Annotated in this window: 23 protein-coding genes and 1 pseudogene; 9 read left to right on the forward strand and 15 right to left on the reverse strand. The window is 69.4% G+C overall.

Annotated features, from left to right (window positions below):
* The first annotated feature begins 137 nt into the window (after positions 1–137).
* Positions 138–1,823 carry an acetyl-CoA carboxylase, carboxyltransferase subunit beta gene (gene accD, locus K8O92_15720; protein ID UAK35731.1) on the forward strand — a complete coding sequence of 562 codons (1,686 nt, stop codon included), beginning with the start codon at positions 138–140 and terminating at the stop codon, positions 1,821–1,823.
* Positions 1,824–1,833: 10 nt separating this feature from the next.
* Positions 1,834–3,183, forward strand: a complete 1,350-nt coding sequence (locus tag K8O92_15725; protein UAK35136.1) for an acetyl-CoA carboxylase biotin carboxylase subunit — start codon at positions 1,834–1,836, stop codon at positions 3,181–3,183.
* Positions 3,184–3,242: 59 nt separating this feature from the next.
* Here the strand turns inward: K8O92_15725 and K8O92_15730 are convergent, their stop codons facing one another.
* The 3 genes from K8O92_15730 to K8O92_15740 form a co-directional block, all read right to left on the reverse strand.
* Entirely contained in the window at positions 3,243–4,073 is an 831-nt protein-coding gene (locus tag K8O92_15730; protein UAK35137.1) for an AfsR/SARP family transcriptional regulator, read from the reverse strand.
* Between the two features lie 219 nt (positions 4,074–4,292).
* Positions 4,293–4,964, reverse strand: a complete 672-nt coding sequence (locus K8O92_15735; GenBank protein UAK35138.1) for a class I SAM-dependent methyltransferase — start codon at positions 4,962–4,964, stop codon at positions 4,293–4,295.
* A gap of 122 nt (positions 4,965–5,086) precedes the next feature.
* A complete protein-coding gene (locus tag K8O92_15740) occupies positions 5,087–5,290 on the reverse strand; it encodes a hypothetical protein (GenBank protein ID UAK35139.1) in 204 nt (67 codons plus the stop codon).
* A gap of 464 nt (positions 5,291–5,754) precedes the next feature.
* Between K8O92_15740 and K8O92_15745 the strand changes: the two genes are divergently transcribed.
* Positions 5,755–6,585 (forward strand): mycofactocin-coupled SDR family oxidoreductase, encoded by an 831-nt coding sequence (locus tag K8O92_15745; GenBank protein ID UAK35140.1) that lies wholly within the window; start codon positions 5,755–5,757, stop codon positions 6,583–6,585.
* 137 nt (positions 6,586–6,722) lie between these two features.
* A complete protein-coding gene (locus tag K8O92_15750) occupies positions 6,723–7,103 on the forward strand; it encodes an STAS domain-containing protein (GenBank protein ID UAK35141.1) in 381 nt (126 codons plus the stop codon).
* A gap of 42 nt (positions 7,104–7,145) precedes the next feature.
* Here the strand turns inward: K8O92_15750 and K8O92_15755 are convergent, their stop codons facing one another.
* The 7 genes from K8O92_15755 to K8O92_15785 form a co-directional block, all read right to left on the reverse strand.
* Positions 7,146–8,207, reverse strand: a complete 1,062-nt coding sequence (locus K8O92_15755) for a DoxX family protein (protein UAK35142.1) — start codon at positions 8,205–8,207, stop codon at positions 7,146–7,148.
* 483 nt (positions 8,208–8,690) lie between these two features.
* Positions 8,691–9,545: an alpha/beta hydrolase gene (locus K8O92_15760; GenBank protein ID UAK35143.1), complete on the reverse strand. Its 855-nt coding sequence runs from the start codon at positions 9,543–9,545 to the stop codon at positions 8,691–8,693.
* An 85-nt stretch (positions 9,546–9,630) separates the two neighbouring features.
* The gene (locus tag K8O92_15765) at positions 9,631–11,382 is read right to left on the reverse strand and encodes an amidohydrolase family protein (protein UAK35144.1); all 1,752 of its coding nucleotides are present in this window, start codon (positions 11,380–11,382) and stop codon (positions 9,631–9,633) included.
* Positions 11,383–11,386: 4 nt separating this feature from the next.
* Positions 11,387–13,036 (reverse strand): acyl--CoA ligase, encoded by a 1,650-nt coding sequence (locus K8O92_15770; protein UAK35145.1) that lies wholly within the window; start codon positions 13,034–13,036, stop codon positions 11,387–11,389.
* A 16-nt stretch (positions 13,037–13,052) separates the two neighbouring features.
* Positions 13,053–14,123, reverse strand: coding sequence for an NAD(P)-dependent alcohol dehydrogenase (locus K8O92_15775; protein UAK35732.1), 1,071 nt, complete (start codon positions 14,121–14,123; stop codon positions 13,053–13,055).
* On the reverse strand, positions 14,123–15,280 hold the full coding sequence (locus K8O92_15780) for a beta-lactamase family protein (protein ID UAK35146.1): 1,158 nt from the start codon (positions 15,278–15,280) through the stop codon (positions 14,123–14,125). Before K8O92_15780 ends, K8O92_15775 begins: the two co-directional genes overlap by 1 nt.
* 7 nt (positions 15,281–15,287) lie before the next feature.
* On the reverse strand, positions 15,288–16,655 hold the full coding sequence (locus K8O92_15785; protein ID UAK35147.1) for an NAD(P)-binding domain-containing protein: 1,368 nt from the start codon (positions 16,653–16,655) through the stop codon (positions 15,288–15,290).
* Positions 16,656–16,865: 210 nt separating this feature from the next.
* Between K8O92_15785 and K8O92_15790 the strand changes: the two genes are divergently transcribed.
* A complete protein-coding gene (locus K8O92_15790) occupies positions 16,866–17,486 on the forward strand; it encodes a TetR/AcrR family transcriptional regulator (GenBank protein ID UAK35148.1) in 621 nt (206 codons plus the stop codon).
* On the opposite strand, the gene K8O92_15795 is transcribed toward K8O92_15790, so the two are convergent.
* Entirely contained in the window at positions 17,487–18,392 is a 906-nt protein-coding gene (locus tag K8O92_15795) for a hypothetical protein (GenBank protein ID UAK35149.1), read from the reverse strand.
* Between the two features lie 297 nt (positions 18,393–18,689).
* Between K8O92_15795 and K8O92_15800 the strand changes: the two genes are divergently transcribed.
* Positions 18,690–19,445: a DUF6319 family protein gene (locus K8O92_15800; GenBank protein ID UAK35150.1), complete on the forward strand. Its 756-nt coding sequence runs from the start codon at positions 18,690–18,692 to the stop codon at positions 19,443–19,445.
* Position 19,446: 1 nt separating this feature from the next.
* Here the strand turns inward: K8O92_15800 and K8O92_15805 are convergent, their stop codons facing one another.
* Genes K8O92_15805 through K8O92_15815 form a run of 3 tightly spaced genes read right to left on the reverse strand, consistent with a single transcriptional unit; the run spans position 19,447 to position 22,021 of the window.
* On the reverse strand, positions 19,447–20,979 hold the full coding sequence (locus K8O92_15805) for a GGDEF domain-containing protein (GenBank protein UAK35151.1): 1,533 nt from the start codon (positions 20,977–20,979) through the stop codon (positions 19,447–19,449).
* Entirely contained in the window at positions 20,979–21,545 is a 567-nt protein-coding gene (locus tag K8O92_15810; protein ID UAK35152.1) for a hypothetical protein, read from the reverse strand. The genes K8O92_15805 and K8O92_15810 overlap by 1 nt, the downstream gene beginning before the upstream one ends.
* On the reverse strand, positions 21,542–22,021 hold the full coding sequence (locus tag K8O92_15815; protein ID UAK35733.1) for a pyruvoyl-dependent arginine decarboxylase: 480 nt from the start codon (positions 22,019–22,021) through the stop codon (positions 21,542–21,544). The genes K8O92_15810 and K8O92_15815 overlap by 4 nt, the downstream gene beginning before the upstream one ends.
* A gap of 260 nt (positions 22,022–22,281) precedes the next feature.
* Between K8O92_15815 and galK the strand changes: the two genes are divergently transcribed.
* The 3 genes from galK to K8O92_15830 all read left to right on the forward strand — a co-directional run bounded on the left by galK (position 22,282) and on the right by K8O92_15830 (position 25,630).
* Positions 22,282–23,400: a galactokinase gene (galK, locus tag K8O92_15820; GenBank protein UAK35153.1), complete on the forward strand. Its 1,119-nt coding sequence runs from the start codon at positions 22,282–22,284 to the stop codon at positions 23,398–23,400.
* 248 nt (positions 23,401–23,648) lie between these two features.
* Entirely contained in the window at positions 23,649–25,361 is a 1,713-nt protein-coding gene (locus tag K8O92_15825) for a sodium:solute symporter family protein (GenBank protein UAK35734.1), read from the forward strand.
* An 11-nt stretch (positions 25,362–25,372) separates the two neighbouring features.
* The gene (locus tag K8O92_15830; GenBank protein UAK35154.1) at positions 25,373–25,630 is read left to right on the forward strand and encodes a hypothetical protein; all 258 of its coding nucleotides are present in this window, start codon (positions 25,373–25,375) and stop codon (positions 25,628–25,630) included.
* A 235-nt stretch (positions 25,631–25,865) separates the two neighbouring features.
* Here K8O92_15830 and K8O92_15835 read toward each other — a convergent pair.
* Positions 25,866–26,321 (reverse strand): annotated as a pseudogene (locus tag K8O92_15835) (SRPBCC family protein).

Raw genomic sequence — 26,321 nt, forward strand, 5'->3', positions numbered from 1 at the left:
CGAGGACGGCCCTCGAACATCGCTCGAGCGAACGAGTCGAGTTGTTCTCGAGCGGCGGGGCGCAGGCTGTCGCTGTGATCGCCCGGCCGGCGCCGCCCGGACCGACCACCCGTTCCCGAGCACAGGAGACACGCGTGATGAAGTCAGCACACGACCAGGAGGTCGCGGACTGGGTGCTCTGCCCTGCATGCCTGATCCCGCTGTACGGCAAGCGGTTCGCCCGCGACCTCGGCGTCTGCGGCGAATGCGGCAGGCATACTCCGATCACCGCGCGGCAGCGCATCGGACAGCTCGCCGACGAAGGGCGTTTCGAGCCGCTGCCGGTCGTCGTCACCGACGACGACCCGCTGACCTTCACCGACACGAAGTCCTACCCGGACCGGCTGGCCGCCGCTCGCGCCCGCACGGGCCTGCACGACGCGGTGCTGTGCGCGCAGGCCGCGATCGAGGGCAGGCCGGTGGTGATCGCCGCCATGGACTTCCGCTTCCTGGGCGGCAGCCTCGGCACCGCGGTCGGCGAGATGATCACCGCCGCCGCGGAGACGGCGCTGGCGCGGCGTATTCCGTTGATCATCGTCACCGCATCGGGTGGCGCCCGGATGCAGGAAGGCCCGCTGTCGCTGATGCAGATGGCCAAGACCAGCGCGGCGCTGGAGCAGCTGGACCGGGCGGGCGTGCTCACCGTCACCGTGATCACCGACCCCACCTACGGCGGTGTAGCGGCCTCCTTCGCCACTCTCTCCGACGTGCTGATCGCCGAGCCGGGGGCGCGCCTGGGCTTCGCCGGGCGCCGGGTGATCGAGCAGACCATCCGGCAGGAATTGCCCCCGAGGTTCCAGACGGCCGAATTCTTGCTGGAACGCGGGCTCATCGACATGATCGTGCCGCGGGCGGGTCTGCGCCAGGCGCTCGGCGCGCTGGTGCGAACCGCGGCCCAGGTCGACCCGGCGGAGACGTTCGTCCCCGCCGACGCCGGAGCGATCACCGATCCGGCCCGCATTCCCACGACCGATCCCTGGACGCAGGTGCGCCGGGCGCGGGCCCCGCAGCGGCCGACCGCACTCGACTACTTCGCCCTGGCCTTCGAGGAGTTCCGAGAGTTGCGCGGCGACCGGATCTCCGGCGACTGCGCCGCCGTGGTGGGCGGAACGGCATGGCTCGCCGGGCGGCCGGTGATGCTGATCGGCCACCAGAAGGGACACGACCCGAAGGAGCTGATGGAGCGCAACTTCGGCATGCCGACCCCCGCCGGTTATCGCAAGGCGGCGCGGTTGATGCGGCTGGCCGAGAAGCTCGGCCTGCCCGTCATCACCTTGATCGACACACCCGGCGCATACCCGGGCGCCACCGCCGAAGAGCAGGGGCAGGCGATCGTCATCGCGGAGAACATCCGGTTGATGTCCGCGCTGCGGGTGCCGGTGATCAGTGTGGTGATCGGTGAGGGCGGCAGCGGCGGAGCTCTGGCGCTCGGCGTCGCCAACCGCGTGCTGATGTTCGCCAACGGCACGTATTCGGTGATCAGCCCGGAAGGCTGCGCGGCGATCGTATGGAACGATCCGGCCGCCGCGCCCGCGGCCGCGGCCGCGCTGGCGCTCACCGCGCGGGACCTGCTGGGTCTCGGCGTGGTCGACGCGGTGCTGCCCGAGCCGGGTGACGACGTGGGGTCGGCTCCCGTGGCCGCGGCCGAACAGCTGCGCCGCGCCCTCGCCGCGACCCTCGGCGAACTCGCCGGACGCAGCGGGACGGAGCTGGCCGACGAGCGCCGTGCCCGCTTCCGGCGCTTCGGCGCGCGGCGGCAGATCCTGGTCCGGTCGGTCGCGTGAGGGTGTGGCCATGTTCGAGAAGATCCTGATCGCCAACCGCGGCGAGATCGCGCTGCGCGTCGCGCGCACCTGCCGTGAACTCGGCGTGCGCACCGTGGCGGTGCACTCGGTCGCCGACGCCGATTCGGCGGTGGTGCGTTTCGCCGACGAAGCGGTGCAGATCGGCCCCTCCGCGGCCAAACGCAGTTATCTGAACGCCGCGGCGATCCTGGCCGCCGCCGAGCTCACCGGCGCCGAGGCGATCCATCCCGGATACGGATTCCTCTCGGAGTCACCGGATTTCGCCGACGCCTGCCGGGCGGCGGGCGTCACGCTGATCGGGCCGCCCGCCGAGGTGATGGCTCAGCTCGGCGACAAGCAGTCGGCGCGCACCCTGATGGCGAAAGCGGGCCTGCCGTTACTGCCGGGCAGCCTCGACCCGCTCGAGCTCGACGAGGCCCACGCACTCGCGGATTCGATCGGCTTCCCGGTGATCATCAAGGCGGCCGCGGGCGGCGGTGGACGCGGCATGCAGGTGGTGCACGAGAGCGCGGCGTTCCCGCGCGCCTATCAGGAGACCAGGGCGACGGCGCGAATGCTGTTCGGCGACAGCCGCGTGTACCTGGAGAAGTACCTCGCCGCGGCCAGGCACGTGGAGATCCAGGTGCTGTGCGACGGTCACGGCAACGGCGTGCATCTGGGTGAACGCGACTGCTCGGTACAGCGCAGGCATCAGAAATTGATCGAGGAATCACCGGCTCCGCTGCTGCCGGAAGGGCTTGCCGAGACAATGGGCAGGTCTGCCGTCGGCGGTGTGGTCGAAGCGGGCTATGTCGGAGCGGGAACCGTGGAATTCCTGGTCGACCGGGACGGAAATTACTATTTCATGGAGGTGAACTGCCGAATTCAGGTGGAACATCCGGTCACCGAGATGGTGACCGGCATCGATTTGATCGCCGAACAGATCCGGGTCGCGGCGGGGCAACCGCTCGGCTTCGCGCAGGATGACATCGTCCTGCGCGGTGCGGCGATCGAATGCCGGATCAATGCCGAAGACCCTGCCGCCGAATTCGCGCCCGCTCCGGGGGTCCTGGCGGAATTCACGCCACCCGGAGGGCCTTTCGTACGCGTCGACACGCATGCGCACGCCGGTTATTCGATACCTCCGCACTACGATTCGCTGCTGGCCAAACTGGTGGTGTGGGCGCCGGACCGCGACCGGGCGCTCGCCCGGATGCGGCGAGCGCTGGAGGATTTCCGGATCTCCGGCGCCCGCGTCGCCACCACTCGGGATTTCCTGCGCGAGGTGCTCGACCACCCTGCCATGCGCGCCGCGACGCATACCACCGGGTTGGTGGACGAGATCCTCGGGCGGGAGTGAGCGCGACCGGACTTCGCCCGGCGCGACGCGCGTCGCGCCGGACGAACGCCGCGGCGGCGTCAGGCGGGCTCGGCGGCGGCGCGCAACTCGGGGGAGGACCACCCGATCAGATAACCGGCGTGCCGGCTGTTGAGCATCGCGCTCACCGAGACGTCGGATGCGGCCAGGATGTCCTGGTGCAGCTTCTGGAGCTTCTGGCAGGGGTCCAGCCCCAGTTCGTCCTGCATGCACCTGCTGAACTGCTGATAGGAGGCCAGAGCGCGGGCACGCTGCCCAGAGCGGGACAAGGCGAACATGTAGTACGCCTGCAGCCGCTCGTGCAACGGATGTTGCATGGTCAGCCGCGCGAGGTCAGGACATACCTCGCGGTGCCTGCCGAGGCGCAATTCCGCCTCCACGCGCAGTTCGACGTTGGTCAGCCGCAGGTGGTCCAGATGCGAGATCTCCGCGGCGAGCGGATGGCCGCCCTCCACGTCGACCAGCGCCGGCCCGCTCCACAGCGCTTCGGCCGCGCTGAACAGATCCACCGCGCGCTGGTCGTCTCCGGTCTTGGCCGCGCACCGGGCCGCCGCGGACATGGACTGGTAGTCGCGCAGATCGAACACGCAATCCTTGACGTCGAAGGAGTAGCCCTTGCTGCGGGTGCGCAGAAAGCGTTCGGCCACCTCGGCCTGCCCCATCCCGAGCTGCTCGGCCATCTTCTTGCGAATTCCGAGAATATATGTCTGCACGACGGTCACCGCGCTGCGCGGGGGATCGTCGTTCCATAGTTCTTCGATCAGTGTCGTCACCGGAACGACCGTGTCGTGCCGGACCAAGAGTAATGCGAGCAACTGCCGCTGCTTCTGTGCAGTCGGCGTCGCGTTGTGGTTGTTGAGAGCAAGCGTCAATGGGCCTAGAACGCGAGCGCATACCGAATACTTCACTGGGAGCTCTCCTACGGGCGACTATCCCCCCGACCGACGTGAGATTCTCGATTCCCACCGCTCTGTAGGCACCGTCCACAGTAGCTAGAAAACGGTATCTACGCCGTGAATCCTGAGTAATATCAGAGTTAACAGTACGCGGTAGACTTTCGAATTCGGTTTCAGCGCAAGGATATTCGCCCGTTATTTGCGCAGTGATCGGGTGCGGCGAATTCGTAGGATGTTGTCTTTTCGGGTGCCCGGCTGTCCCTCGGGGCCCGCGTGCTCGCGTTCGGCGAGCTCGTCGACTTCGACCTGCCATTCGGCCGGGTCCGGCGCAAGGCCGGCGAGCACCTCGGCGGTGGTCGGAAAGTGCACGTGGGCGGGCGGTTCCGTGACCCAGGAGGGCCATTCCGCGTGCCCGACGATCAGCAGCAGACCCCCGGGCGCCACCGCCTCGGCGGCGCGGCGCAGGATCCGCATCCGCTCACCGTCCTCGGCGGGCGGTGAGTGCAGATACTGCGCGGTGACGAGATCGAACCGTCCGGGCGGGAAGGTGTGGGCGAGATCGTGCCGCTGCCAATCGATTTCGCTGGTAAGTCCCTGTCGTGCCGCCTGCGCCCTGGCGCGGCCGAGCGCGGTCTCCGACACGTCCACCGCGGTGACCCGCCAGCCGCGCTCGGCCAGCCAGATCGCGTCGGCGCCTTCGGCGCAGCCCAGATCCAGTGCCGTACCGGGGGTGACCCCTTCGATCTCCCGTACCAGCAGGAAGTTCGGCTGTCCCGACCAGACCCGCTCGCGTTCGCCGTAGAAGGTCTCCCAGTACTCGACCGTCGTCGGTGTCGTCCGGTCGGCGTGGTGGTGTGTCGCACTCATGCGTTCCACGATCCGACGAATCGACCGATTCGGCAAATATCGTTGCCGGTTCGGCAACCTGCACGGCGACCGCTCGTGCCGCGGCGAGGCGGACGGCGCGGTCGCGCCCGCCCGCACGCGGGTCAGCAGTCGTCGAGCGGGTCGCGCAGGATCATGCCCTCAGCGGCACGCAGGCGCGTGGTCATGGTCGTCAGAAGATCGACGGAATCCTCGGACAGGCCGATGACCGTGTGTAGCAGCCTGCGCAGCCGCGGGCTGGTGATCCGTTCGGCCACGCTGCTGTCGTGGTCGGTGGGTTCGGCGTCGAGCTGTCGGTCGAGATCCACGGGAAAATACTCACAATCGGTCATCGGGCCCCCAGGAACCATTGTGGATGCGCCGGACCGTGCCAGGAACGATGCGTCGGCACGGGCGGGGTCGTTCTGGGCGCAGCGTACATCGCGCACAGTTGGTCGCTGGACCGGGTCGGAATGGATGCATGTGGTCTCCCTGCCGCAGTCGGGTCGGCTCGTCCGTGCCGTGGCCGTGCCCGCCTCGGTGCCGAGACCGCAACCATTGTTCCACTGCCCCTGCGGAATTCGGCAATCCGCTACTGTCGGTGCAGGTCGCGGACGTGCGGCGTCGCGTGCGGATGGTCAAGTCGGGGTACGATCACCCGGTCGTCGGTCCCCAATTTTGGGAAATCGACCCCTGTGCGGCACGCCCGCCCCGAAATCGGGAGTTCACGCCGCGCGCCCGTGACACGATGAGTGGCGGCCGAAGCAGGTACCGAACCGATGAAGGACCCGCCATGGGGAATCTCGACGACAGGGTAGCGGTGATCACCGGTGGCGCCCGCGGACAAGGCCGCGCGCACGCCGTGGCGCTGGCGAAGGCGGGGGCGGACATCGTGGTGTGCGATATCGCCGCACCGTTGCCCGGCCTTCCCTACGCTCTGAGCACCCTCGACGACTTGGCCGAGACCGCCGCGCTGGTCGAGCGGACCGGCCGCCGCTGCATCGCCGTGCAAGCCGACGTGCGCAGCCTGGAACAGATGCGGACGGTCGCCGAGCGCGCGCTCGAGGAATTCGACCGCATCGACATCCTGATCGCCAACGCGGGTATCGCGTCCAACTCACCCGTCGCCGAGATGGACGAGCAGTTGTGGCAGGACATGATCGACACCAACCTGACCGGAGTGTTCCACAGCTTCCGCGCGATCGTCCCGCACATGATCGAGCGCCGCTGGGGTCGGGTAGTGGCCACCTCGTCCATCGTGGCGAAGATGGGCGTGCGCAACGCGGCGCACTACGCGGCGAGCAAGTGGGGCGTGCTCGGCCTGGTGAAGTCACTGTCGCTGGAGGTGGCGCAGTACGGCATCACGGTGAACGCCCTGCTGCCCTCCGGCGTGGACACCGACATGATCCAGAACCCCGCGACCTGGCGGCTCATGGTGCCGGACAAGGAGAATCCCACCAAGGAGGACTGGATGGCGATCATCGAATCCGGCCCGCCCAACGGCGATTTGATCCAGCCCGCCGAGGTGGCCGAAGCGGTGCTGTTGCTGGTCTCCGAGCACGGCCGGCACTTCAACGGGGAGGCTGTCACCATTTCCTGCGGCGGCAGCGCGAATACCTCCTAGCGGCGCTCCCGTCCGCTGGAAAGGTCTGGCCGCGAACGCAGTTCGCGTCGTCGCGCTGCTGTACAGACCGAGCGCACCCATGCTTCACTGGAGGCACAAGGTCTGTGCACTGCCAGCTTCCGGCCAGGAGTCAGCGCATGTTCCGCGATACCGAACGGACCGGCCCGCTTCGGTTTTCGGTGTGCCGACCGCGCCCTGACGTCACCATGCTGATGGTGGCGGGCGAGATCGATGTCGCCACCGCACCCCGGCTTCGCGCGCAGCTGGCGAGCGGCCCGGCCCGCCGTGCGGCCGTCCTCGTGCTCGACCTCTCGCCGGTCACGTTCCTCGCGGCGGCCGGGCTGAGCGTCTTGGTCGAGGCGCAGGCCGAGGTGACGCGGACGCGCCGCCGGATGGCGCTGATCACCCGGGTGCGGCCGGTGGACCGAGTCATCGAGGTCACCGGACTGGCCGACCGGTTCCATCGGGTGCGGTCGCTGGAGGCCGCCCTCGCACCCGGCTACGACGAAACCGCTTGACGGGCGCCGGCCGACCGAAGTCCGCCGCCGCCCGTCCGCCGCTCAGCGGCGACGCTCGACCGCCTCACGGGCGGCGTGCGCTGTCTTCGCTCCCCGCCGGCGGGCCAGTCGCGCGGTAAGCGCGCCCCGCTCCTTGGCGACCTCGGCGATCTCGGGTCCGCGGTGCTTTGCGCGCTCGGCCAGCTCAGCGCTGCGTTCCTTGGCGATCTCCGCCAGTTCCGCCCCGCGCTGCTTGGCCACCTCCGCGAGATGAGCACTCCGATCCTTGGCGACCTCCGCCCAGTCGGCGCCGCGCTCCTTGGCCACCTCCGCCCAGTCGGCGCCCCGCTCTTTGGCGATCTCGGCCCATTCGGAGCCCCGCTCCTTGGCGACTTCCGCCAGATCTGTGCCGCGCTCTTTGGCGATCTCGGCCCATTCCGAGCCGTGCACCTTCGCGGTCTCGGCCAGGTCGCTGCCGTGTTCCTTGGCCGCCTCCGCCCAATCCGGCCCACGACGCTGGGCCGTTTCGGCCAGTTCCGTGCCTTTGCTCGCGGCGACCGATCCGAGCGCACGCGCCCGTTCCGCGGCCTCGTGCGCGTAGTTGCGCAGCGCAGCGCCGGTCGCGCCCTCCGAGGTCGCGCCGAACGGCAGTGCGGCGGTGACCGCGGCGGCGGCGTCGCGCGCGGCCCGGCGGCCGCGCCAGCCCAGCGACGGCTTGCCCTCGGTGTCGGCCGCGGCGATCATCAGTCCGCCGAGCAGGCCGAGGTCCTTGAGGAACGCGGTGCGCTTCGCCGACTTGCGCGCCGGATCCTGCTCGTTCCAGAAGTCCTGCTCGGTGACGGCCGAGGGCACCACGGTCGCCGCGAGCACCAAGGCGGCCAAGCGCGGCGCCTTACCCAGCGCCAGCAGAACGCCGCCGCTCACCTGGGCGAGGGCGTTGATCTGGACGACGGTGTGCGGGTTCGATGGCAACTTGGCGGCAACCTCGTCGGGAAGCTGTCGCTGTCCCCGCTGCAGCAGTTCGCTCGCGGCCTTGGCCCGCTCGTCCGGGCGCCGCAGCGTATCGACCCCATCTACGACGAACGCGGTGGCCAGTAGCGGCCGGGCGAGTCGGCGCAACAACATGACAAAACCCCTTCCCTTGATGTAGTCACAAATCGGATTCCCGCGCGCTCGATGACCAAACAAGCCGGTCCGCCGCCGTGTGAAGGCCGCCTCATCCGGTAACGGCTGCCGGAAGGAGATCGATCCAGGAGTAACGGCGCCGCGGCTGCGTCCGGCCTGCGGTCCCGCTCTCCCCGCCGAAAGGTATCTGCTGTGAATACTTATACGGCGACAACGGCTTTCGAAGCCATCGTCGCCGCGCTACCCGCCGCACCGAGGTGCACGTTCCGCTTCGATTCCGTGCCCTGCCGGCACCGCGCGGAATGGTTCATCCGTAAACGGTCCTGTTGCCACCCGGCGGGGGTGGACTTCCTCTGCGAGACATGCCATACCCGCATTCAGTGGATGCTCGATATGGGCATGACGTTCGAATGCGCCGGATGCGGAGTGCGCTCCGCCAGTTTCCCGGAACTCTGCCCTACCGCCGCTGCGCTCTGACGCCGGTCAGCGGCCGTCGGGCCGCTCCCGCGCGGGCACGGCGGTCGCGGCGAGAAAGCCGGTGATGATCGAACTCACCTGGTCCGGGGCCTCCACCATCGGAAGATGACCGCAGTCCGGTAGTTCCACCGCGGTGTGCGGGCGCAGCTTGCGGTTGAGCCGCCCGCCCGCCCTCGCCGACAGGACGCGGTTGCGCCGCCCCCAGATCGTGCAGATCGGCGGGAAGCCGGCGGGCGGGTCGAACCCGTCGAGCGCGCGGTAGGACGGGAAGTCCTGCACCAAGCCGTGCAGGGCTTGCAGCCTGCCCCGGTCGGTCCAATGCGCCCGCACGCGTGGCTCGTACTGGCTTCCCCTGCCGCGACCGCGCGGGCCGAGCTGATTGCCGACGATCAGCGAGACCACCGGGCCCGGCAGGCTGATGCGGCGGGCCAGCGGCGCCAGCGGCAGCCGCGCGTCGAGCCAGGCCAGGCCCGCCGACTGTCCCGAGCTGACGGTGTCCCAGGTGAGCGGATTGATCAACACGAGCGCGCGCACCCGGTCCGGACGGTCCATGGCGTAGCGCAGAGAGGTCGCGCTGCCGAGGCAGTTGCCGACCAGCACCACGTCGGTGCGGTCGTGGGCGTCGAGGAACGCGGTGAGCATGTCGACGTAGTCGGTGAGCCGGTAGCCCGTGGCGGGCTGGTCGGACCGGCCGTATCCGGGGAGATCGAGCGCGAAGATCTCGTGCTCGTCGCGCAGCGCCGCGACCTGGTCGTCCCAGATACGGCGTTGCGCGCCCGCGTTGTGCAGGAACACCACCGGCGACCCGGCGCCTGCGCGGTCGAAGACGACGGACCGGCCCCGATGCTGGAAAACGTCCACGTCGACTCCCTACGGACGGCCGGCGAACGAGCCGCCGTGTCCTTGGGATTCTACGTGGCCGACCGGGCCGATCAGCGCGATCGGATCACCGTGCGGAGGTCGACGCGCGCAGGAACCGGCCGGTGCGGCTGGTGCCGAGTACCGCGGCCGGAGCGCCGTCACCGAAGACCGGCACGCCGCCGACGAACACCGCGGTGACCGTGTCGTCGTCGCGGTTGACCATGCGCGACAGGTTGTCGAACGGGGCGATCGGCGATTCGTGGTAGTCGTCGAGCGAATCGTCCAGGCGCGCCGGATCGAGGACGACCACATCGGCTCGGTCGCCCACCCTCAGGTGCCCGGCGTCCAGGCCGTACCAGTCCGCGAGTTCGCCGGTGAGCCGGTGCACCGCCTGTTCCTCGGACAGGAACGGGCGACCCGCTCGCGCGGCGTCGCGCACCCGGCGCAGGAAGCGGAGCCCGAAGTTGTAGAACGCCATGTTGCGCAGATGCGCCCCCGCGTCGGAGAAGCCCAGCTGCACGCCGGGGTCGGCGGCGAGCCGATCGAGCACTTCGGGTCGATGGTTGGAGATCGTCGTACGCCAACGGACCTTGCCGCCGTGCTCCACCACGAGGTCCAGGAACGCGTCCACCGGATGTGTGCCACCGCGTTCCGCGCCCACCTGGCCGAAGGTCTTGCCGATCACCGTGGAGTCGGGGCATTCGACGATCCGCGCATCGAAGAAGTCGCGGTGCCACACCCTCGGGCCGAATCTCTTGTCGTAATCCGCGCGGAATCGGCGACGATAGGCCTCGTCGCGCAGTAGTTCCCGCCGTTGGTCCACCTGGTCGGCCAGGTGCAACGCTTCGGCGCCGGAACCGAATTCCTCGAACACCACCAGGTCGATGCCGTCGGCGTAGACCTCGAAGGGTACCGGCAGGTGCTGCCAGCGGAAGTCGGCCCCGAGCGCGTTCAGTACCCGAGCGATCAGCGGAAACAGGTGCACGACGCCGGGAATCGCCTTGATGTCGGCAGCCGAGAGCATACTGACCTTCAGCGGCTTTCGGAACAGGCCGAGACTGGCGGCGGCCATCGTGATCAGGCTGTGCGGCCGTGACACGTCGGGCCCGCCTTGCAGCGCCCGGCCGCGCCGTCGCAGTACGGCGTTGAGCCTGCGCCGTTCCCGGCTGGTCGAGTAGGTGGAGGGCAGGGTGCGCGATCGGCACACCTCGCCGTCGAGTTTGTCGAACATCAACTGCTGGGAGGACATCCCGACGAAACCCGCGTCCAGCGCCTCGGTCAGCTTCGCCTCCATTCCGGCCAGTTCGGCGGCATCGGGCCGCACGTCCTCGCGGGTCGCGCGATCCAGCCCCATCTCGGCCGCCCGGATATCCGAATGCCCGATGAACGCGGCGACGTTCGGGCCCAACGGCAGTTCTTCCAGCGCGGCCGCGTACTCGTGCGCCGAGCGCCAGGTCTTGTGCGCGTCGACCGCCGCGACGACGTGCTTGCGCGGGATCGCCTCGACCCGCGCGAACAGGTCGCCCGCGTCGGAGGCGCCGACGTGGACGGTCGACAACGAACACGAGCCCAGCAGCACCGTGGTGATGCCGTGCCGGACCGACTCGGTCAGCGCCGGATGCTGGAGCACTTCCACGTCGTAGTGGGTGTGGATGTCGATCATGCCGGGGATCACCCACTTGCCGGTGGCGTCCACGACGTTCGGACAGGCCGGGTCGTCGATCGGGTCGGCGGAGACGGCCGCGATCCGCCCGTCCCGGATGCCGAGGTGCCGGACCGCGGTGGGCGCGCCGGTGCCGTCGAACCAGCGGCCGTTGGCGATGACGGTGTCGTACATGGATTCACACCTCGAGATCGGTGCGCACGACCTTGCCGGTCGCGTTGCGCGGGAGTGGGGTCGTAGTGAGCCGCCAGCGGGCAGGCACTTTGTAGTAGGCGAGCCGCTCGGCGGTGAACGCGCGCAGCTCGTCTTCAGTGGTCGGTGTGGCGCTGTCGACCACGACCAAGGCGGCGACCTGCTGTCCGAGGTCGGCGTCGGGCACGCCGAGGACCGCGCATTCGCGCACCGCGGGATGCTCCTCGAGGCACTGCTCGATCTCCGTCGGATAGACGTTCTCCCCGCCGCGCAGGATCAGGTCCGAACGGCGTCCGGACAAGCGCAGCCTGCCGTCTTCCAGCACCCCGATGTCGCCGGTGCGCAGCCAGCGGTCCGCGGTGATGGCCGCGGTGGTCGCCGCCTCGTCCTGCCAGTACCCCAGCATCACATAGGGGCTGCGCACGCAGATCTCGCCTTCGGTGCCCTCGGGTACCGCGTTGCCCGCGCTGTCGCGGATCTCCAGCGTGACCCCGACGACCGGTCGCCCCACGGTGTCCGGGAACGCCGCCAGCTCCGCCGGGCTCGCCAGCGTCGCGGCGGTGCTGCATTCGGTCAGCCCATAGCTGGTCACCAGCGCGTTGCGCGCGACGGGCAGCTGATCGCGCAGCTTCTGTTGCAGTGCGGCCGAGGACGGCGCCGAGTTCAACGAGAACGCGGCCAGCGAGGACAGGTCGTAGCCGGACAGGTCGAGTTCGAGCATCCTGGTGGCCATGGTCGGCATGGCGCCCCAGTTGGTGATCCGCTCGGTCTCGATCAGGCGCAGCACCCGGTCGGCGTCGAACGACCCTTGGTGGATCACCGCCGCGTCGCCGGTGACCAGCCGGGGAACCACGAGGTTGTGCAGACTGGCGATGTGGAACAGCGGTGAGGTGACCAGGAAGCGCCGCCCGCTGGGCAGTTCGCCCGCCCCGGTGAGCGCGGCGGCCAGGGCATCGTTGAAGACGTGGTAGTCGGCTACCGCGACCAGGTTCCGGTGCGAATGCACCGCGCCTTTGGGCCGTCCGCTGGTGCCGCTGGTGTACAGGATCACCGCGGGTTCGTCTTCGTCGATCTCGGTGTAGGGCAGCTCGTCGGTCCGGTATCCGGCGATGAGCGCGGGTACGTCGTGCTCCATGGTGAGCACCGGAATCCGGATGTCGAGTTCCGCTACCAGCGCGGCACGTTTCGCGTCCACGACGAGGACGCCGGGGCTGGTGTGCTCGACGCCGTAGGCGACCTCGCGCGGCGCCCACCACGCGTTGTAGCCCACCGCTATCGCGCCGAGCGCTTGCGCCGCCCAGAACGTGAGCACCCACTCGGGCGTGTTCGCCGCGAGGATGCCGATGCGGTCGCCCTTTCCGACGCCGTATCGATCCCGCAGGGCCGTGGCCAGTGGCGCGACCGCGGCGGCGTGCTCGGTGAAAGACATCCTGCGGTCCGCGGTGACCAGGTAGTCCCGATCGCCGTGCGCGACCGCGTCGGCGAGCACTTCGCGCAGCGAGGACTTGCGGTGGCGCAGGACCGGCATCGGCGCGCCGAGCACGTCCTCGATCACCATCTCGAATCGACCGCCGGGGCCGGTGAGCCGGGCGGCGGCTTGCGCCACGAACGCCTGCGGGTCGAAGGGCTTTGTCATATCGGGTACTTCCTCGTCACTGCACAGGAGTTGGGGTTGGGCACTGCTCGGGGACCAGAACCGCTCGGCCCGTGACCAGGCCGCGTTCCAGCCGGTCGAGGGCGTCGCGGCCGTCGGCCAGCGGGTAGCGCTCCACCTCGACGCGTAGCTTGCCCGACATAGCCAGAGCTACGGAGTCGATCAGGTCGGATTTGGTGCCGCCGTAGGATTTTCGGACCGACGCGCCCCACGGCCAGCCCGGCCCGCCCGCGGGGGCCGCCGTGATCTCCGGCGCGCCGCCGCCGAGGCCGATCATCCGGTAGGCCCCGTTCGGCGCCACCGATTCCACCGCGAGCCGTGCGGTCGCGTCGACGCCGACGAAGTCGAACACCGCGTCCGCGCCGCGGCCTTCGGTGCGGTCGAGGATCTCGCGTGCGGTGTCGTCGCCCGCCGTGAGTCCCTCCGCCGCGCCGCACCGCGCGGCGAGTTCGAGCTTGTCGGCGCTCACGTCGACGGCCAGCACCCGCGCCGCCGTGGTTGTGGCGAGAATCTGCACGGCGACGTGACCGAGCCCGCCGATCCCGATGACCACCGCCACCGACCCGGGCCCGAGTTGCTCGCGCGCGCCGCGGATGGCGTGATAGCTCGACAGCGCGGCGTCGGCCAGCGGCGCGGCCTGGGCGAAGTCGAGGTTGCCGATCGGCACGAACGAACTCGCGGGCACCCGGACGTAGTCCGCCATCCCGCCATCCGGCCCCAGACCGGGGCAGGGCGGCATGGCGGTGCGGCCAGCGGCGCGGCAGACGTTCTCGTTGCCCCCGGCGCACTCCCGGCAGACCCCGCACGACCAGCACAGGTACACGACGCCGCGCTCACCTGCCCTGCGGCCGCCGACCCCGTCGCCGACGGCCTCGACGGTGCCCGCGATCTCGTGGCCGAGAGTCAACGGCTCCTCGCGCATCCGGAAGGGGATGTGCAGCACGTGCAGGTCCGAATGGCAGATGCCTGCCGCGCCTACGCGCAGCAGCAGGTCGGTGGGACCGATCTGCGGGATCGGCACCTCGCGCAGTTCCAGCACACCCGGCCCGGTGAGCTGTAGCGCCCGCATCATCCGCGCACCGCCGCGAACGTCGCGCGCAGGTAGGCGTCGGCACGCTCGGAGCCGATCAACCCCGGGGCCATCCGGTTCATGGTGTAGGCGAACGTGGTGCGATGCTCGAGGTCGTTGACCACCATCGCACCGCCGTACCCGGCCCACCAGCAGACTCGGCCCTCGGGCACCTCAGGGGCGGTCTGCCGCTGCGGCAGACCGTAGCCGATGCCGAAACGCAGTGGCAGCAGCAGCGCGAGATCCACACCGTCGGACTGCTGCTGGAAGATCAGCTCGATCGTCCGCTCCGACAGCAGCCGCCGTCCGTCGAGTTCGCCGCCGCAGGACACCAGTGATTGCACCCGCGCCACCGAGCGCGCGTTGCCGTGGCCGTTCACCGCTCCGATCTCGGCCTGCCGCCATCCCGCGCTCGCGGTTTCGGCGATGTCGAGCAGCGGACTGGTGAGGGTCTTGACCAGCACGCTGTCCTGGTCGAGCGTCGCCATGTCGAATTCGGGCACGGTGGGCGGGATCAAGGTGGCGATCCGCCCGTGGTGTTCGGCCGCCGTGCCGATGTGGAAGTCCGCGCCCAGTGGCCCGGCGAGTTCGTCGGCGAAGAACTCGCCCAGCGAGCGTCCGGTGACGCGGCGGATGACCGCCCCGATCAGGTGGCCGTAGGCGAGCGCGTGATACCCGGACGCGGTGCCCGGCTGCCACCACGGCGGTTGGCTCGCGAGGCGGGCGGCGGACGCTTCGGCGTCGTAGATATCGGTCAGCTCGATCGGCGGCTCCCACCCCGAGACACCGGAGGTGTGCGCGAGCAGATGCCGGATCTCGATGTCGCTCTTGCCGTTGGCCGCGAACTCCGGCCAATACCTGGCCACCTTCGCGTGCACGTCCAGTTCGCCGCGCTCGACCAGCAGCAGCGCGCACAGCGCGGTCATGGTCTTGGTGAGGGAGAAGACGTTGACCAAGGTGTCCTCGGTCCACGGCGCGGTGCGCTCGGGGTCGCGGTATCCGCCCCAGAGGTCGACGACCGGTTCGCCGTCGACCGTGACGCAGATCGACGCGCCCAGCTCGTCGCCGGAGGCGAGCCGGGTCTCCAGTTCCCTTCGCACCCGCGCGAATCGCTCGGCGCAGAACCCCGACGTGGCGGTTCCCGTGGTAGTGGTCATCGCCGCCTCACACGTGTTCCAGAGCCCGGGCCGGAACCGGCAGCGCGTATCCCGCGGCGGCCGCGCGTTTCGCCCCGCGCGCCAATTCCCGCCGCATGTCTCGCACGTACGGCTCGAATTCGATCTGAATGGTGTGCCGGGGCGAGTCGTAGTAGCGGCCCGTCCTGGCCGTTTCCGCGGATCGGATGGCCGCGTGCATCTCCTGTTCCGAGGGCGGGTGGTAACGGCCGGTCAGGTAGGCGGCGACCAGCTTGCTCTGCTGCTCGGCGAAGTTCACCAGCGTGGGTAGCGGCTGGGCCAGACCGAGGAAGAACATATTGTCGATGCCGGGCTTCATCATCTGTTTGAACAGCGGGAATCGATTGTCGCTGTCGGGCAACAGCTCGGGATCGGAGAAGAACGGGAAGGAGATGCGGTATCCGGTGGCGCAGACGATCACGTCGACCTCTTCGACGCTGCCGTCGGCGAAGCGCACCCGCGAGCCCTCCAGCGCGGTGATCGCGGGCTTGAACGTGATGTCGCCGCAGCCCGCGCGGTGCAGGAACTCCTCGCTTGCCGACGGATGCGCCTCGAACGGCAGGTGGTCGGGTTCGGGCAGCCCGTAGTCCTCCATCTTGCCGCGATACTTGCGGACGAAACGCTGCTTGAGCCGCAGGCCCAGCTTCGGCGGCATCCATCGGGGCATCGAGCGCTTGTCACCGACCTTGCCGTTGACGTACTTCGGCAGCACCCAGACCCCGCGGCGAGCGGAAACGTAGAGCTTCGCGGCGAGAAACCGCTGCGACAGCTCCGAGGCGATGTCCAAGCCGGAATTGCCCATGCCGACCACCACGACGCGTTTGCCGCGCATGTCGACGGGATCGAACGGGTCGTTGTAGGCGTGACTGTGCAGTAGCGTGCCGTCGAATTCACCCGGGTAGTCCGGGATCCGGGGATCCCAATGATGCCCGTTGCAGACGATGAGCGCGTCGTAGTCCGTGGTGCGGCCCTCGCTGGTGGTGATCAGCCAGCGGCCGTCCGCGCCGCGCTCGGCCGCGGTCACCTTCGTGTTGAACACGATCCGTTCGCGGATGCCGAAATGGTCCACGTAGTCGCGGAAGTACTGGAACAGCTGCGAATGGTGGGGGAAGTCCGGCCATTCGTCGGGCGCCGGATAGTCCTCGAACGCCAACCGGAACTTGGAGGTGTCGATGTGCAGGCTCTGGTAGCAGGCCGACATGCCGTTGGGATTCTTGAAGTACCAGTTGCCGCCCACGTCGTCGGACGCCTCGAAGCAGTCGAAGGGGATGCCGTGGTCGTGCAGTCGTTTGGCGGCGGTGATGCCGGAAGGGCCCGCGCCGATCACACAGACCCGGGGGAGTGCGGTTGACGTCATTCACTGACCTCGCATGGGAAGAGCCGCCGACGACGGCCGAACCGTCCGGCGCGGGTCGAGCGCCGGAGTGACGTAGGCAACAAAATAACACTCGGTAGACTTGACGTCTAGTGAGTGACACAATGTCTATTCATGCGGCTCGCGCGTAGACTCGCTCGGCGGAAGCCGCACGTAAGCACGCTTTTCACGGATACGAGGTAGCTGTTCACCATGCGCACGAACGCGAACACGAACCTGCGGGAGGAGCAGAAACAGCAGACCAGGGCCCGCTTGATGGCGGCGGCCAAGGAGCTGTTCGCCGCCCGGGGTTACGCGTCCGTGCGGGTGGACGACATCGCCGCCGCGGTCGGCTGTAGTCGCGCCACGTTCTACCTGCACTTCGCGGGCAAGTTGGAGATCCTGCGTGCGATCGCCGAGCAGGGCACCGCGCCCACCGCGCTGCACTTCTATCAGGACCTCGACCGGGTGCTCGAGACCGGTTCGCGCGCCGAGTTCGCCGACTGGATGACCCGCGCGATCGAGTGGTTCCACGAGTACAAGGACCTGTTGCCCGCCTGGGACGAGGCGACCGCGCTGGAACCGGAGTTTCGCGAGATCGCCCGCGCCGGCATCCTCGCCCTGCCCAACGCGATGACCGCCTACCTCGCCGGTTGGCCGGCCGAGCGGCGGGACGAAGCGCGGTTGCGGGTGGAACTTCTCGTCGCGCAACTGGAACGGTTCTTCACCCGATGGGCGATGCAGGGCACCATCGACGTCTCGGCGGAGCAGGCTGTCGAGGTGCTCACCGACATCTGGTTCCCAGCGCTGCGTGCGCCCGCCGCGGCGAGCTGACTACTCGTCGGGCCGGTCGGAGCCGCGCAGGCACAGCGTGATTCCCCGCTGCGCCCACCCGACCGCGCTGGCGCCTTCCGCGTCGCGTGGGCAAGCGGCGGCGTCCGGGGTGTAGGGCAGGACGGCGTTCACCCGGACGATCTTCTTGCCGACCCGGGCGCAGTCCACCTTGCTCGGCACGTGCCAGTCGGTGACGTCGTAGCAGGTACCGGCCTGCCAGTCGGGAGCAAGGCACAAGCGGAACCGCTCGTATCCGGCGGCATCGGCGCCCCGGTGCTCGCGCTCCACTCGCGGGTCGGTGCAGGTGCCGGTCTGTAGCACGCGGAAGTTGGCAGGCAATGTCTCGCAGGGGACGGGGGCCAGGTCGACCGTGTCGTGCCCGGACGCCCGCGAAGCGGATATCGCCACGCACTCGCCCGGACGGGCTTCGGCCAGCGGATCGGATGCGGCCGCCCGGGTGGCGTCCTCCGCCGCCACCGGAACGATGAGAACCAGGCAGGAGATGCCACCGAGTACCGCAACGACACCTGCCGCGGCGCCGACGAGGAACGGTACGTCGCGCTGGTTCGCCCGTGGGGAGGGTGGAGGCGACGACCTCGTCGGCGCGGTGTTCGCCGTTTCCCCCTCAGGCGCCGACCGCTCGATGAACGATGGTTCCCGCCGGGGTGGACTCGTCGCCGAGGAGTGTGGCGGCTCCTCGAGCGGCGGCCGAGCTTCCCGTGCGGGGCGCACCGGCTCGCCGTAGCGGTTCCGGGCGTCGAAATGCGATCCCGGCCCGCGGGTTCCGGCGATCATCGCGATCACGATCACACCGGCGGCGAGCACGGTGACCGCGACCGCGCCGAAGAGCAGATCGGTGTGTAGTGGTGCGGCGGCGAGCACCGCCGAATGCCGCGCATGGGTCATCTGGCCCCCCTGGTCGCCCCGTTCCAGATACCGGTTCGGGGCGGACCGCTGCGGGTCGGCGCCGGAACACCGGTGCTGGCAAACCGATTCGCCGGAATCAGATCATGTGACACGCGCGAGTGTCAAAGCGAGCGGGAGGGGCGCCGCTCGCGGGTGGGCGGCGAGTGTTGCCAAATATTCGCTGATAGCCCGGGCCGCGCCGTCCGCCGACCCGATTCGACGGTGGCCGCAGAATCTGTCGGCGGCGTGGGGCATCATCTGTGCACGCAGCCAACCACGAAATCGCTCGGAGTCACCATGCCCTCCCCACGAACCAAGCCGCAGCCCTTGTCGGACAGCGAGATTCAACAGATCGCCGCGGACCTCGCCGGTGGCCGACCGCCCATGGTGTGGTTCACCGCCGCCGCGGTCGGCGTTCCGGAGGGGCGCTCGGGCAAGGTGATCGCGCTCGGCGACCCGGCCGACGGTGACTTCTTGCAGGTCCGCCCGACCGGATCGAAGGATGTGCTGTCCTTCTCTCCCACCGAGGTCACCTTGACCAAGCCGCCCCGAGGGGCCGCGGGCCCCACCACCGGGCCGAAGTCGACAACAAGGAAGGAATCCCCTGTGACCCAGTCGCCGTCCACGACGAGCACCGCGACCCAGCCCGTCGAGGCGAGCGCCCCCGCACCGCAGGCAACGCCGAAGCCGGTGGAGGCCCCGGCGAGCCGCGCCGACAGTGCGGGGAAGCCGGCCCCCGCGGCTGCCGCGGCCAAACCCGCCAAGGCGGCCGCCGCGCGCAAGGCCAAAGCGCCCGAGGTCACCGTGACGCTGACCGGCACCGCCGACGGCGAGTGGTCCATCGACGTGGTCAGCGGTAAGAAGCGCACCCTGCGCAGCCTTCCGGTCGCCGGTTCCGCGGTCGCGCAGGCGGCGAAGATCCTGCATCCGGAGGTCGCCGAGGTGGTCGCGGGGGTCTTGGAGGCCTTGCGCGGGGTGCAGGAGGCCAAGGTGCAGCAGTTACAGGCCGAGCTCGAGGAGGCCAAGCGCCTGCTCGACGAGCTCAGCGACTGAGTCACACCGCCGGACTGGTGGATCGAGTGGCCGTGCGCCAGATGCGGCGCTCGGTGTCGGTGGGCGCGCGCCGCACGTCGTCGTGGAACGCGTAGCCCATCGAGTACTGCTTCGCGTGGTACATGGCCGCGTCCGCATCCCGGAGCAGGCTGTGGACGTCGGTGTGCGCGCCGCGCGGACCGACGCACGCGACGCCGACGCTCGCGGTGATCGGGATCTCGCCCGCGCTCAGCCCGAACGGCCGCACGAACGCGCCGAGCAGACGCTCGGCGAGCACGGCTGCCTCCGGACGGGCGAGCGGGGAGAGCACGACGAATTCGTCGCCGCCGTAGCGAGTCACCACGTCGTCGCGGCGCACCACCCGCCGGATCCTGGCCGCCGCCGTGGCGATCAGTTCGTCGCCGACGGCGTGCCCGTAGCTGTCGTTGACCCGCTTGAATCCGTCGAGGTCGATGAACAGCAGGCAGATCGGTTGCTCGGCCCACTGTTCCCCGTGCTGCCGCAGGGCGCGCAGCAGCGCGGCGCGGTTCAGCAGTCCGGTGAGCATGTCGTGGTCGGCCTGGTATTGCGCGCGCCGCTCGCTGCGGGCGCTGCGCACGATCGCGCGTTCACTGCGCACCAGCATGCCGATCAGCAGCAGCGCGAACAGCGACGACACCACCACGCGATCGAGCGGGTGGAGACTGGACCCCACGACCGGCACCAGCGAGGCCACGATCAGCGCGATCGCGATGAGGCTGGCGCGTTGTCTGGAGTGGTGCGGGTGGATGCGCCGCGGCGTGCCGAGGGTGGCCATGGTGGGGTGCAGCGCCGCGACGCCCACGGTGGCGTAGGCGGCGAGCAGGGGAGCCAGCAGCATCTCGCGCCCGAGCGCGGTCGCGCCCGCGGTCTCCAGGCTGTAGCCCAGGTCGCCGAGCAGCAGTGCGACCAGTCCGGCGTGCAGCAGCCAGAGCGAGGTCTCCGCGCGCGTCGAGGTGGCCATCGAGTGCGCGACCAAGGTCAGCAGCGCCGCGTCGAGCACCGGGTAGGTCGCCGCGACCAGTACGTCCAAGCCGGTCTGGGTCGACTGCAGGATCGGTGAGATGAGGAAGGTCCAGGAGGCCAGCAGCGCGCCGAGGCCGATGAGGGCCGAGTCCAGCAGCAGGTCGTAGTCGCCGTGCACTTGGCGCGGCCACAACCAGATCAGCGCCGCGATCCCGACGCCGAGATAACCGAGCAGGGTGAACGCGTCGTCGAGCGGATGGACCGCGTGGTCGCCGACGTCACGCAGCGTGGTGCCGGAGGCGAACAGCACCGCCGAACCGGACAGCAGATACCACGGCAGCGGATGAGCCGGCTGGTGCGTGCGCACTCCGACGGCGATCATGGCGAGCGTCTCGCCGACGATGATCGCCATCGTCACGAGCGCCGCCACCTGTGAGTCGAGCGACAGATGGACCGCGATCGCGGCCCCGCTTCCCCCCAGAAGCACCGCGTACCAGCCGAACCCGAGACTGCGCCGACAGCTGGCCTGTGGCTGTTCACTGGGTGTCATCAGCCCCCCTTGGTCGCTCCGTCCCCGGTGAACCGGGCCGCGTAGTAGATCTGTGAATCTTCCACCGCGACTTCGACGTTCGCCTGTTCGTCCAGCACCGCCCGAATGCTGTCGGCGAACGAGAACCGAGTGTTGTTGTACGAGCAGATGTCCCAACCGACCGCCGCACGCTCGCCAACCAAAACCTGGACAACTGATTTGATCATGGCATGGAAGGCCGCCCCTTGGCGGGCACTTGGCGCAACAAGGGTGAAACCCGCGTAGTAGATCGCGTCGCGTGCCGCGTGTTCGGGGTAACGGGCCGCGAAATAGTCCGGACTGATCCACGGCACGGTGTCCAGGTGCCTGGTCAGCGTGGTCACGCCGATCGGCTCCCCATCCGCGTGCGCCACGTACTTCTGCACGCGGGGGTCCACCATCTCCTCCCGGAACTCCTCGGGACGCAGCACCTGCCGTGCGATGGCCTTCGCGCGCAACGGGCCGAACGCCTCCTCGTAGAGGCGGTGGAAGATCTCGATCCGTTCCTCCGGAATCGTCGTCTCGACGGTCACGGAGATCTCGCTCATCGCGGACCCCACGGAATAGTGTGGTAGGCGGCCAGGACCAGCGCGCAGACCGGGTCGCCGTCGGAGGCGGCATCCACGGTGCACAGCTGGACCGGGCCGAAGCCACCGCCGCGGCGGCGCGTCATGTCCGCCATGCTGGCCCGGATCAGCGCGGTCACCTCTGCGCTGGTCTCGGCCTCGTGCTCCACGAAAAGCCCGGCGCCGGAGCCGTCGTCGCGCAGCGCCCAGCCGATGCCCGCCGCGGCGGTCGAGCCGCGCCCGTACGCGTGCCGCACGGCGTAAACGCAGTAGAGGCGATCACCCCACGGGATCGGCTTGCGCACCCGGCCGATGCGTTCGACGGTGGCGCGCGGCGGAATGACCGACGACAACCGGATGAGGTTGGCCTCACCCACGCCGAGATCGCGCAGCGCCGCGTCGAACGCCGCCATGGCGGTCGGTCCGACGCCGGTCGCCGCGCCGAGCTCGATCGTCAGCGGTGCCGGGTGCGCCCGGTCCAGCGGCGGCCGCAGCCGATCCGGGCGAGGCCGCGCGCGAAGGTCGCCGCGTGAGGTGTCGTGAACCATGCTGCCCTCCCGATTCGACGCGGCCACAGGATTTGCAGGCCGAACTTTGCGTCGAATTCGACTGTGCGTCACGAAGGCCGATCGCGCACCCGAGCGCGCCGAAAACACAGCTCGGGCGGCGTGTCTCGTAACCTGACACGACCGAGGAAGAACAGCGAGGGGAACCGAGTTTGCGGACATGGGTGGCGCCGGGGCGGGTCAACATCATCGGTGAGCACACCGACTACAACGAGGGCTACGTGCTGCCGATCGCACTACCGCTGGTGGTGCGGTGCACGGCGGCGGCGCGCACCGACGGGCGGGTGTGGGTCGGCTCGCGGCAGCGGGACGAGCCGGTGCTCGCGGCGGTGCCCGACCTGGCGGGTCAGCGGGAGCTGGTGGCCGGATGGGCGCGCTATCCGCTCGGGGTGGTCGCCGAGTTCACCCGGCGCGGGCACCGGATCCCCGGCGTGGATCTCGACCTCGACGGTGCGGTGCCGATCGGGGCGGGGCTGTCGTCCTCGGCAGCCCTGTCCTGCGCGGTGGCCGTCGCGCTGCGTGACCTGTTCGCACCCGAGCTCTCGGACCGGGCATTGATCGACATCGCCCGCGCCGCCGAGAACGATTACGTCGGCGCCCCCACCGGCTTACTCGACCAGTCGGCCGCGATGCTGTGCACGGCCGGGCACGCGCTGTTGCTGGACGTGCGAGCATTCGCCGCCGACACCACCGCGCCGCGCGGGCACGAGCAGATCCCGTTCGACCTGGGCGGCTTCGGACTCGAACTGCTGGTGATCGATACCGGGCAGCCGCACGAACTGGTCGACGGCGGCTACGCCGAGCGTCGCGCACAGTGCGCGGCGGCGGCCGCGGCGCTCGGCGTCACCACCTTGCGCGACGTGGCGTCCGCGGCGGACGCCGACCGGATCGCCGACTACGTGCTGCGCCGACGGGCTCGGCACGTCGTGACCGAGAACGCCAGGGTGCTCACGGTTGCCGAGAAATTGCGGAAGGGAGTAGACCCCCGGGGCATCGGCCCGATACTGACCGCGGGGCACGCCTCGCTGCGCGACGACTTCGAGGTGTCCACTCCGGCCCTGGACGCGGCGGTCGACGCGGCGCTGGCGGCGGGGGCGCACGGCGCGCGCATGGTCGGCGGCGGCTTCGGCGGAAGCGCCATCGCGCTGGTCGATCACGACCGCGCCGCGGCGGTGGCGCGGGCGGTGGCACGGCGTTTCGCCGCATCGGATCTTCCCGCTCCGCGCACGTTCGTGGTGGTTCCCGCCGCGGGAGCCCACCGAATCGGCTGAGCGACCGTCCAGAATTTGTGCGCGAATGTGCCACGCCGGTCGGGCATGATCACGCACAGTAGGTGTCAGCCGACACCATTCGGCGGGGCGACGAGAGGTCGCGCGCACCGGGCAGGACCGGCACGACGCACGACCTTCCCGCGACGAACGATCTCGCTCGACGCCCCGGTTTCACCGCCAGGAGGAACGCTGTGCCGCTCGCCGATCCACCCGTTCTCGCTGCCGCGCCGATCGCGTCCGACCTGCACCTGGTCGCCTCGCCCCCGCACCTGCAGGCCGCCGAGACGCTACGCCTGGACGCGCAGCCGGTCGACTACGCGCTGGTGGCACTGTATTTCGTGTTCGTGCTCGGCATCGGCCTGCTGGCCAGGCAGCGAGTGTCCTCCAGCATCGACTTCTTCCTGTCCGGGCGCTCGCTTCCCGCTTGGGTGACCGGTCTGGCGTTCATTTCGGCCAACCTCGGCGCCGTCGAGATCATGGGCATGTCCGCCAACGGCGCGGAGTACGGGTTCCCGACCTTCCACTACTTCTGGATCGGCGCGATACCGGCCATGCTGTTCCTCGGCGTGGTGATGATGCCGTTCTACTACGGCTCCAAAGTGCGCAGCGTGCCGGAGTTCATGCGCAGGCGTTTCGGCACAGGCGCCCACCTGGTGAACGCGCTGAGTTTCGCCGTAGCTCAGATCCTCATCGCCGGGGTCAACCTGTATCTGCTCGGGTCCATCCTGAACGTGCTGCTGGGCTGGCCGCTGTGGGTGTCGGTGATCGTGGCCGCCGTGATCGTGCTCTCCTACATCACCCTCGGCGGTCTGTCGGCCGCGATCTACAACGAGGTGCTCCAATTCTTCGTCATCGTGGCCGCGCTGCTGCCGCTCACCCTGGTCGGCCTGCACAAGGTCGGCGGCTGGGAGGGGCTGCAGGACAAGGTCGGCGCGTCACCGGGCGGCGCGGAACAATTGGAGTCCTGGGCGGGCAACGCGCTCAGCGGGTTCGCCAACGACTTCCTCTCGATCCTCGGCATCGTGTTCGGACTGGGTTTCGTGCTCTCGTTCGGGTACTGGACCACGAACTTCGTCGAAGTGCAGCGCGCGATGGCGACGCACTCCATCTCGGCGGCGCGGCGCACGCCGATCATCGGCGCCTACCCGAAGATGTTCATCCCGCTGATCGTGGTGATCCCGGGCATGATCAGCGCCGTCCTGGTGCCGCAGATGGCGGAGTACAAGGCGGCGGTCACCGCGAATCCCGACGTGGACAGCGACACCACCTACAACCAGGCGCTGCTGTACCTGATGAAGGACGTGCTGCCCAACGGCCTGCTCGGCGTGGGGCTCGCCGGCCTGCTCGCGGCGTTCATGGCGGGCATGGCGGCCAACATCTCCGCGTTCAACACGGTGTTCAGCTACGACCTGTGGCAGCAGTACGTGCGCCGCGACCGCCCGGACGGCTACTACCTCGGCGTGGGCAGGCTGGCCACCGTCGGGGCGACCGTAGCCGCGATCTTCACCGCGTTCATCGCCTCCGGGTTCAGCAACATGATGGACTACCTGCAAACGCTGTTCAGCTTCTTCAACGCGCCGCTGTTCGCCACCTTCATCCTCGGCATGTTCTGGAAACGGATGACACCGACAGCGGGCTGGATGGGCCTGGTCTGCGGAACCGCTTCGGCGATCGCGGTCTTCATCCTGCACGAGATGAAGGTGTTCGAGTTGTCCGGCCAAGGCGCGAGTTTCGTGGCCGCCGGTGTCGCGTTCGTGGTCGACATCGTGGTCAGCGTCGCCGTCACCCAGGTGACGCAGCCGAAACCCGCGTCGGAACTGGTCGGGCTGGTGTACTCGGAGACCCCGAAGGAGATCCGCACCGACCCAGAGGCCGGTTCGCTGCCTTGGTACCAGCGCCCGGTCCTGCTCGCGGGCATCGCGCTCGTGCTCGTGATCGCGCTCAACATTCTCGTCGGATAGGGAGCCCCGCAATGCTTTTCGATATCCGTACCATCGTCGGCGCGTTGCTCGGCTGCTACGCGATCGTTCTCGTCGTCACGAGCCTGGTGGACGACACCGCGGCCCAGCAGGCCAAGACCGGCGGCGTCGAGGTGAATCTGTGGGCCGGGCTCGGTATGGGCGCCGTCGCCGCGGCCTTCGTGGCCTGGGCGCTGCTGCGCCCGGTCCAGGTGCCGCCCGAACCGCACACCCCCGCGGACGAGAGCGCCGCTGGCGAGGACTCGGCCTGAGCGACGACGGAGCCCCCGGGCAAGCCGGGGGCTCCGTGGCTGGTCGGACGGATCAGATTCCCGGGCGGTTGGTTTCACCGGGCCATGTGCCGGCTGCGCCGGTACCGGGACGCGGAGTTCCGCCGGGCATGCCGGTTCCGCCCGCGCCTGGGCGAGGAGTCTCACCGGGCAAACTGCCGGTTCCGCCCGCGCCCGGGCGAGGAGTCTCACCCGGCATCGTGCCGGTTCCACCCGCGTCCGGACGCGGGATGTCCCCGCGCCAAGCGCCGGTTTCGTGGCCCTGGCCTTCGATGAAGTGCTTGAAGCGCTGCAAGTCACCGTTCACGCGGTGCTTCAGCACGCCGAGCTTGTCGGCGACGTTCTCCACGAACCCTTCGGGGTCGACGTCCATCTGCGCGGTCACCCTGGTATGGGTGTCATCGAGCCGATGGAAGGTGACGACGCCCGCGTGCTTCGGCCCGCTGTCGGACTTCCAGGCGACGCGTTCGTCCGGATGCTGCTCGGTGATGGTGGCGTCGAACTCCCGCGTCGACGGGCCGACATGGACACGCCAGTGCATATGCCGGTCATCGAGCTGTTGCACCGCTTCCACACCTTCCATGAACTGCGGAAACGACTCGAACTGCGTCCACTGGTTGTAGGCGGTGCGAACCGGGACCTCGACGTCCACCGTGGCGGCCATTGTGCTCAC

The organism is Nocardia asteroides, assembly GCA_019930625.1.
GTDB lineage: Bacteria > Actinomycetota > Actinomycetes > Mycobacteriales > Mycobacteriaceae > Nocardia > Nocardia sputi.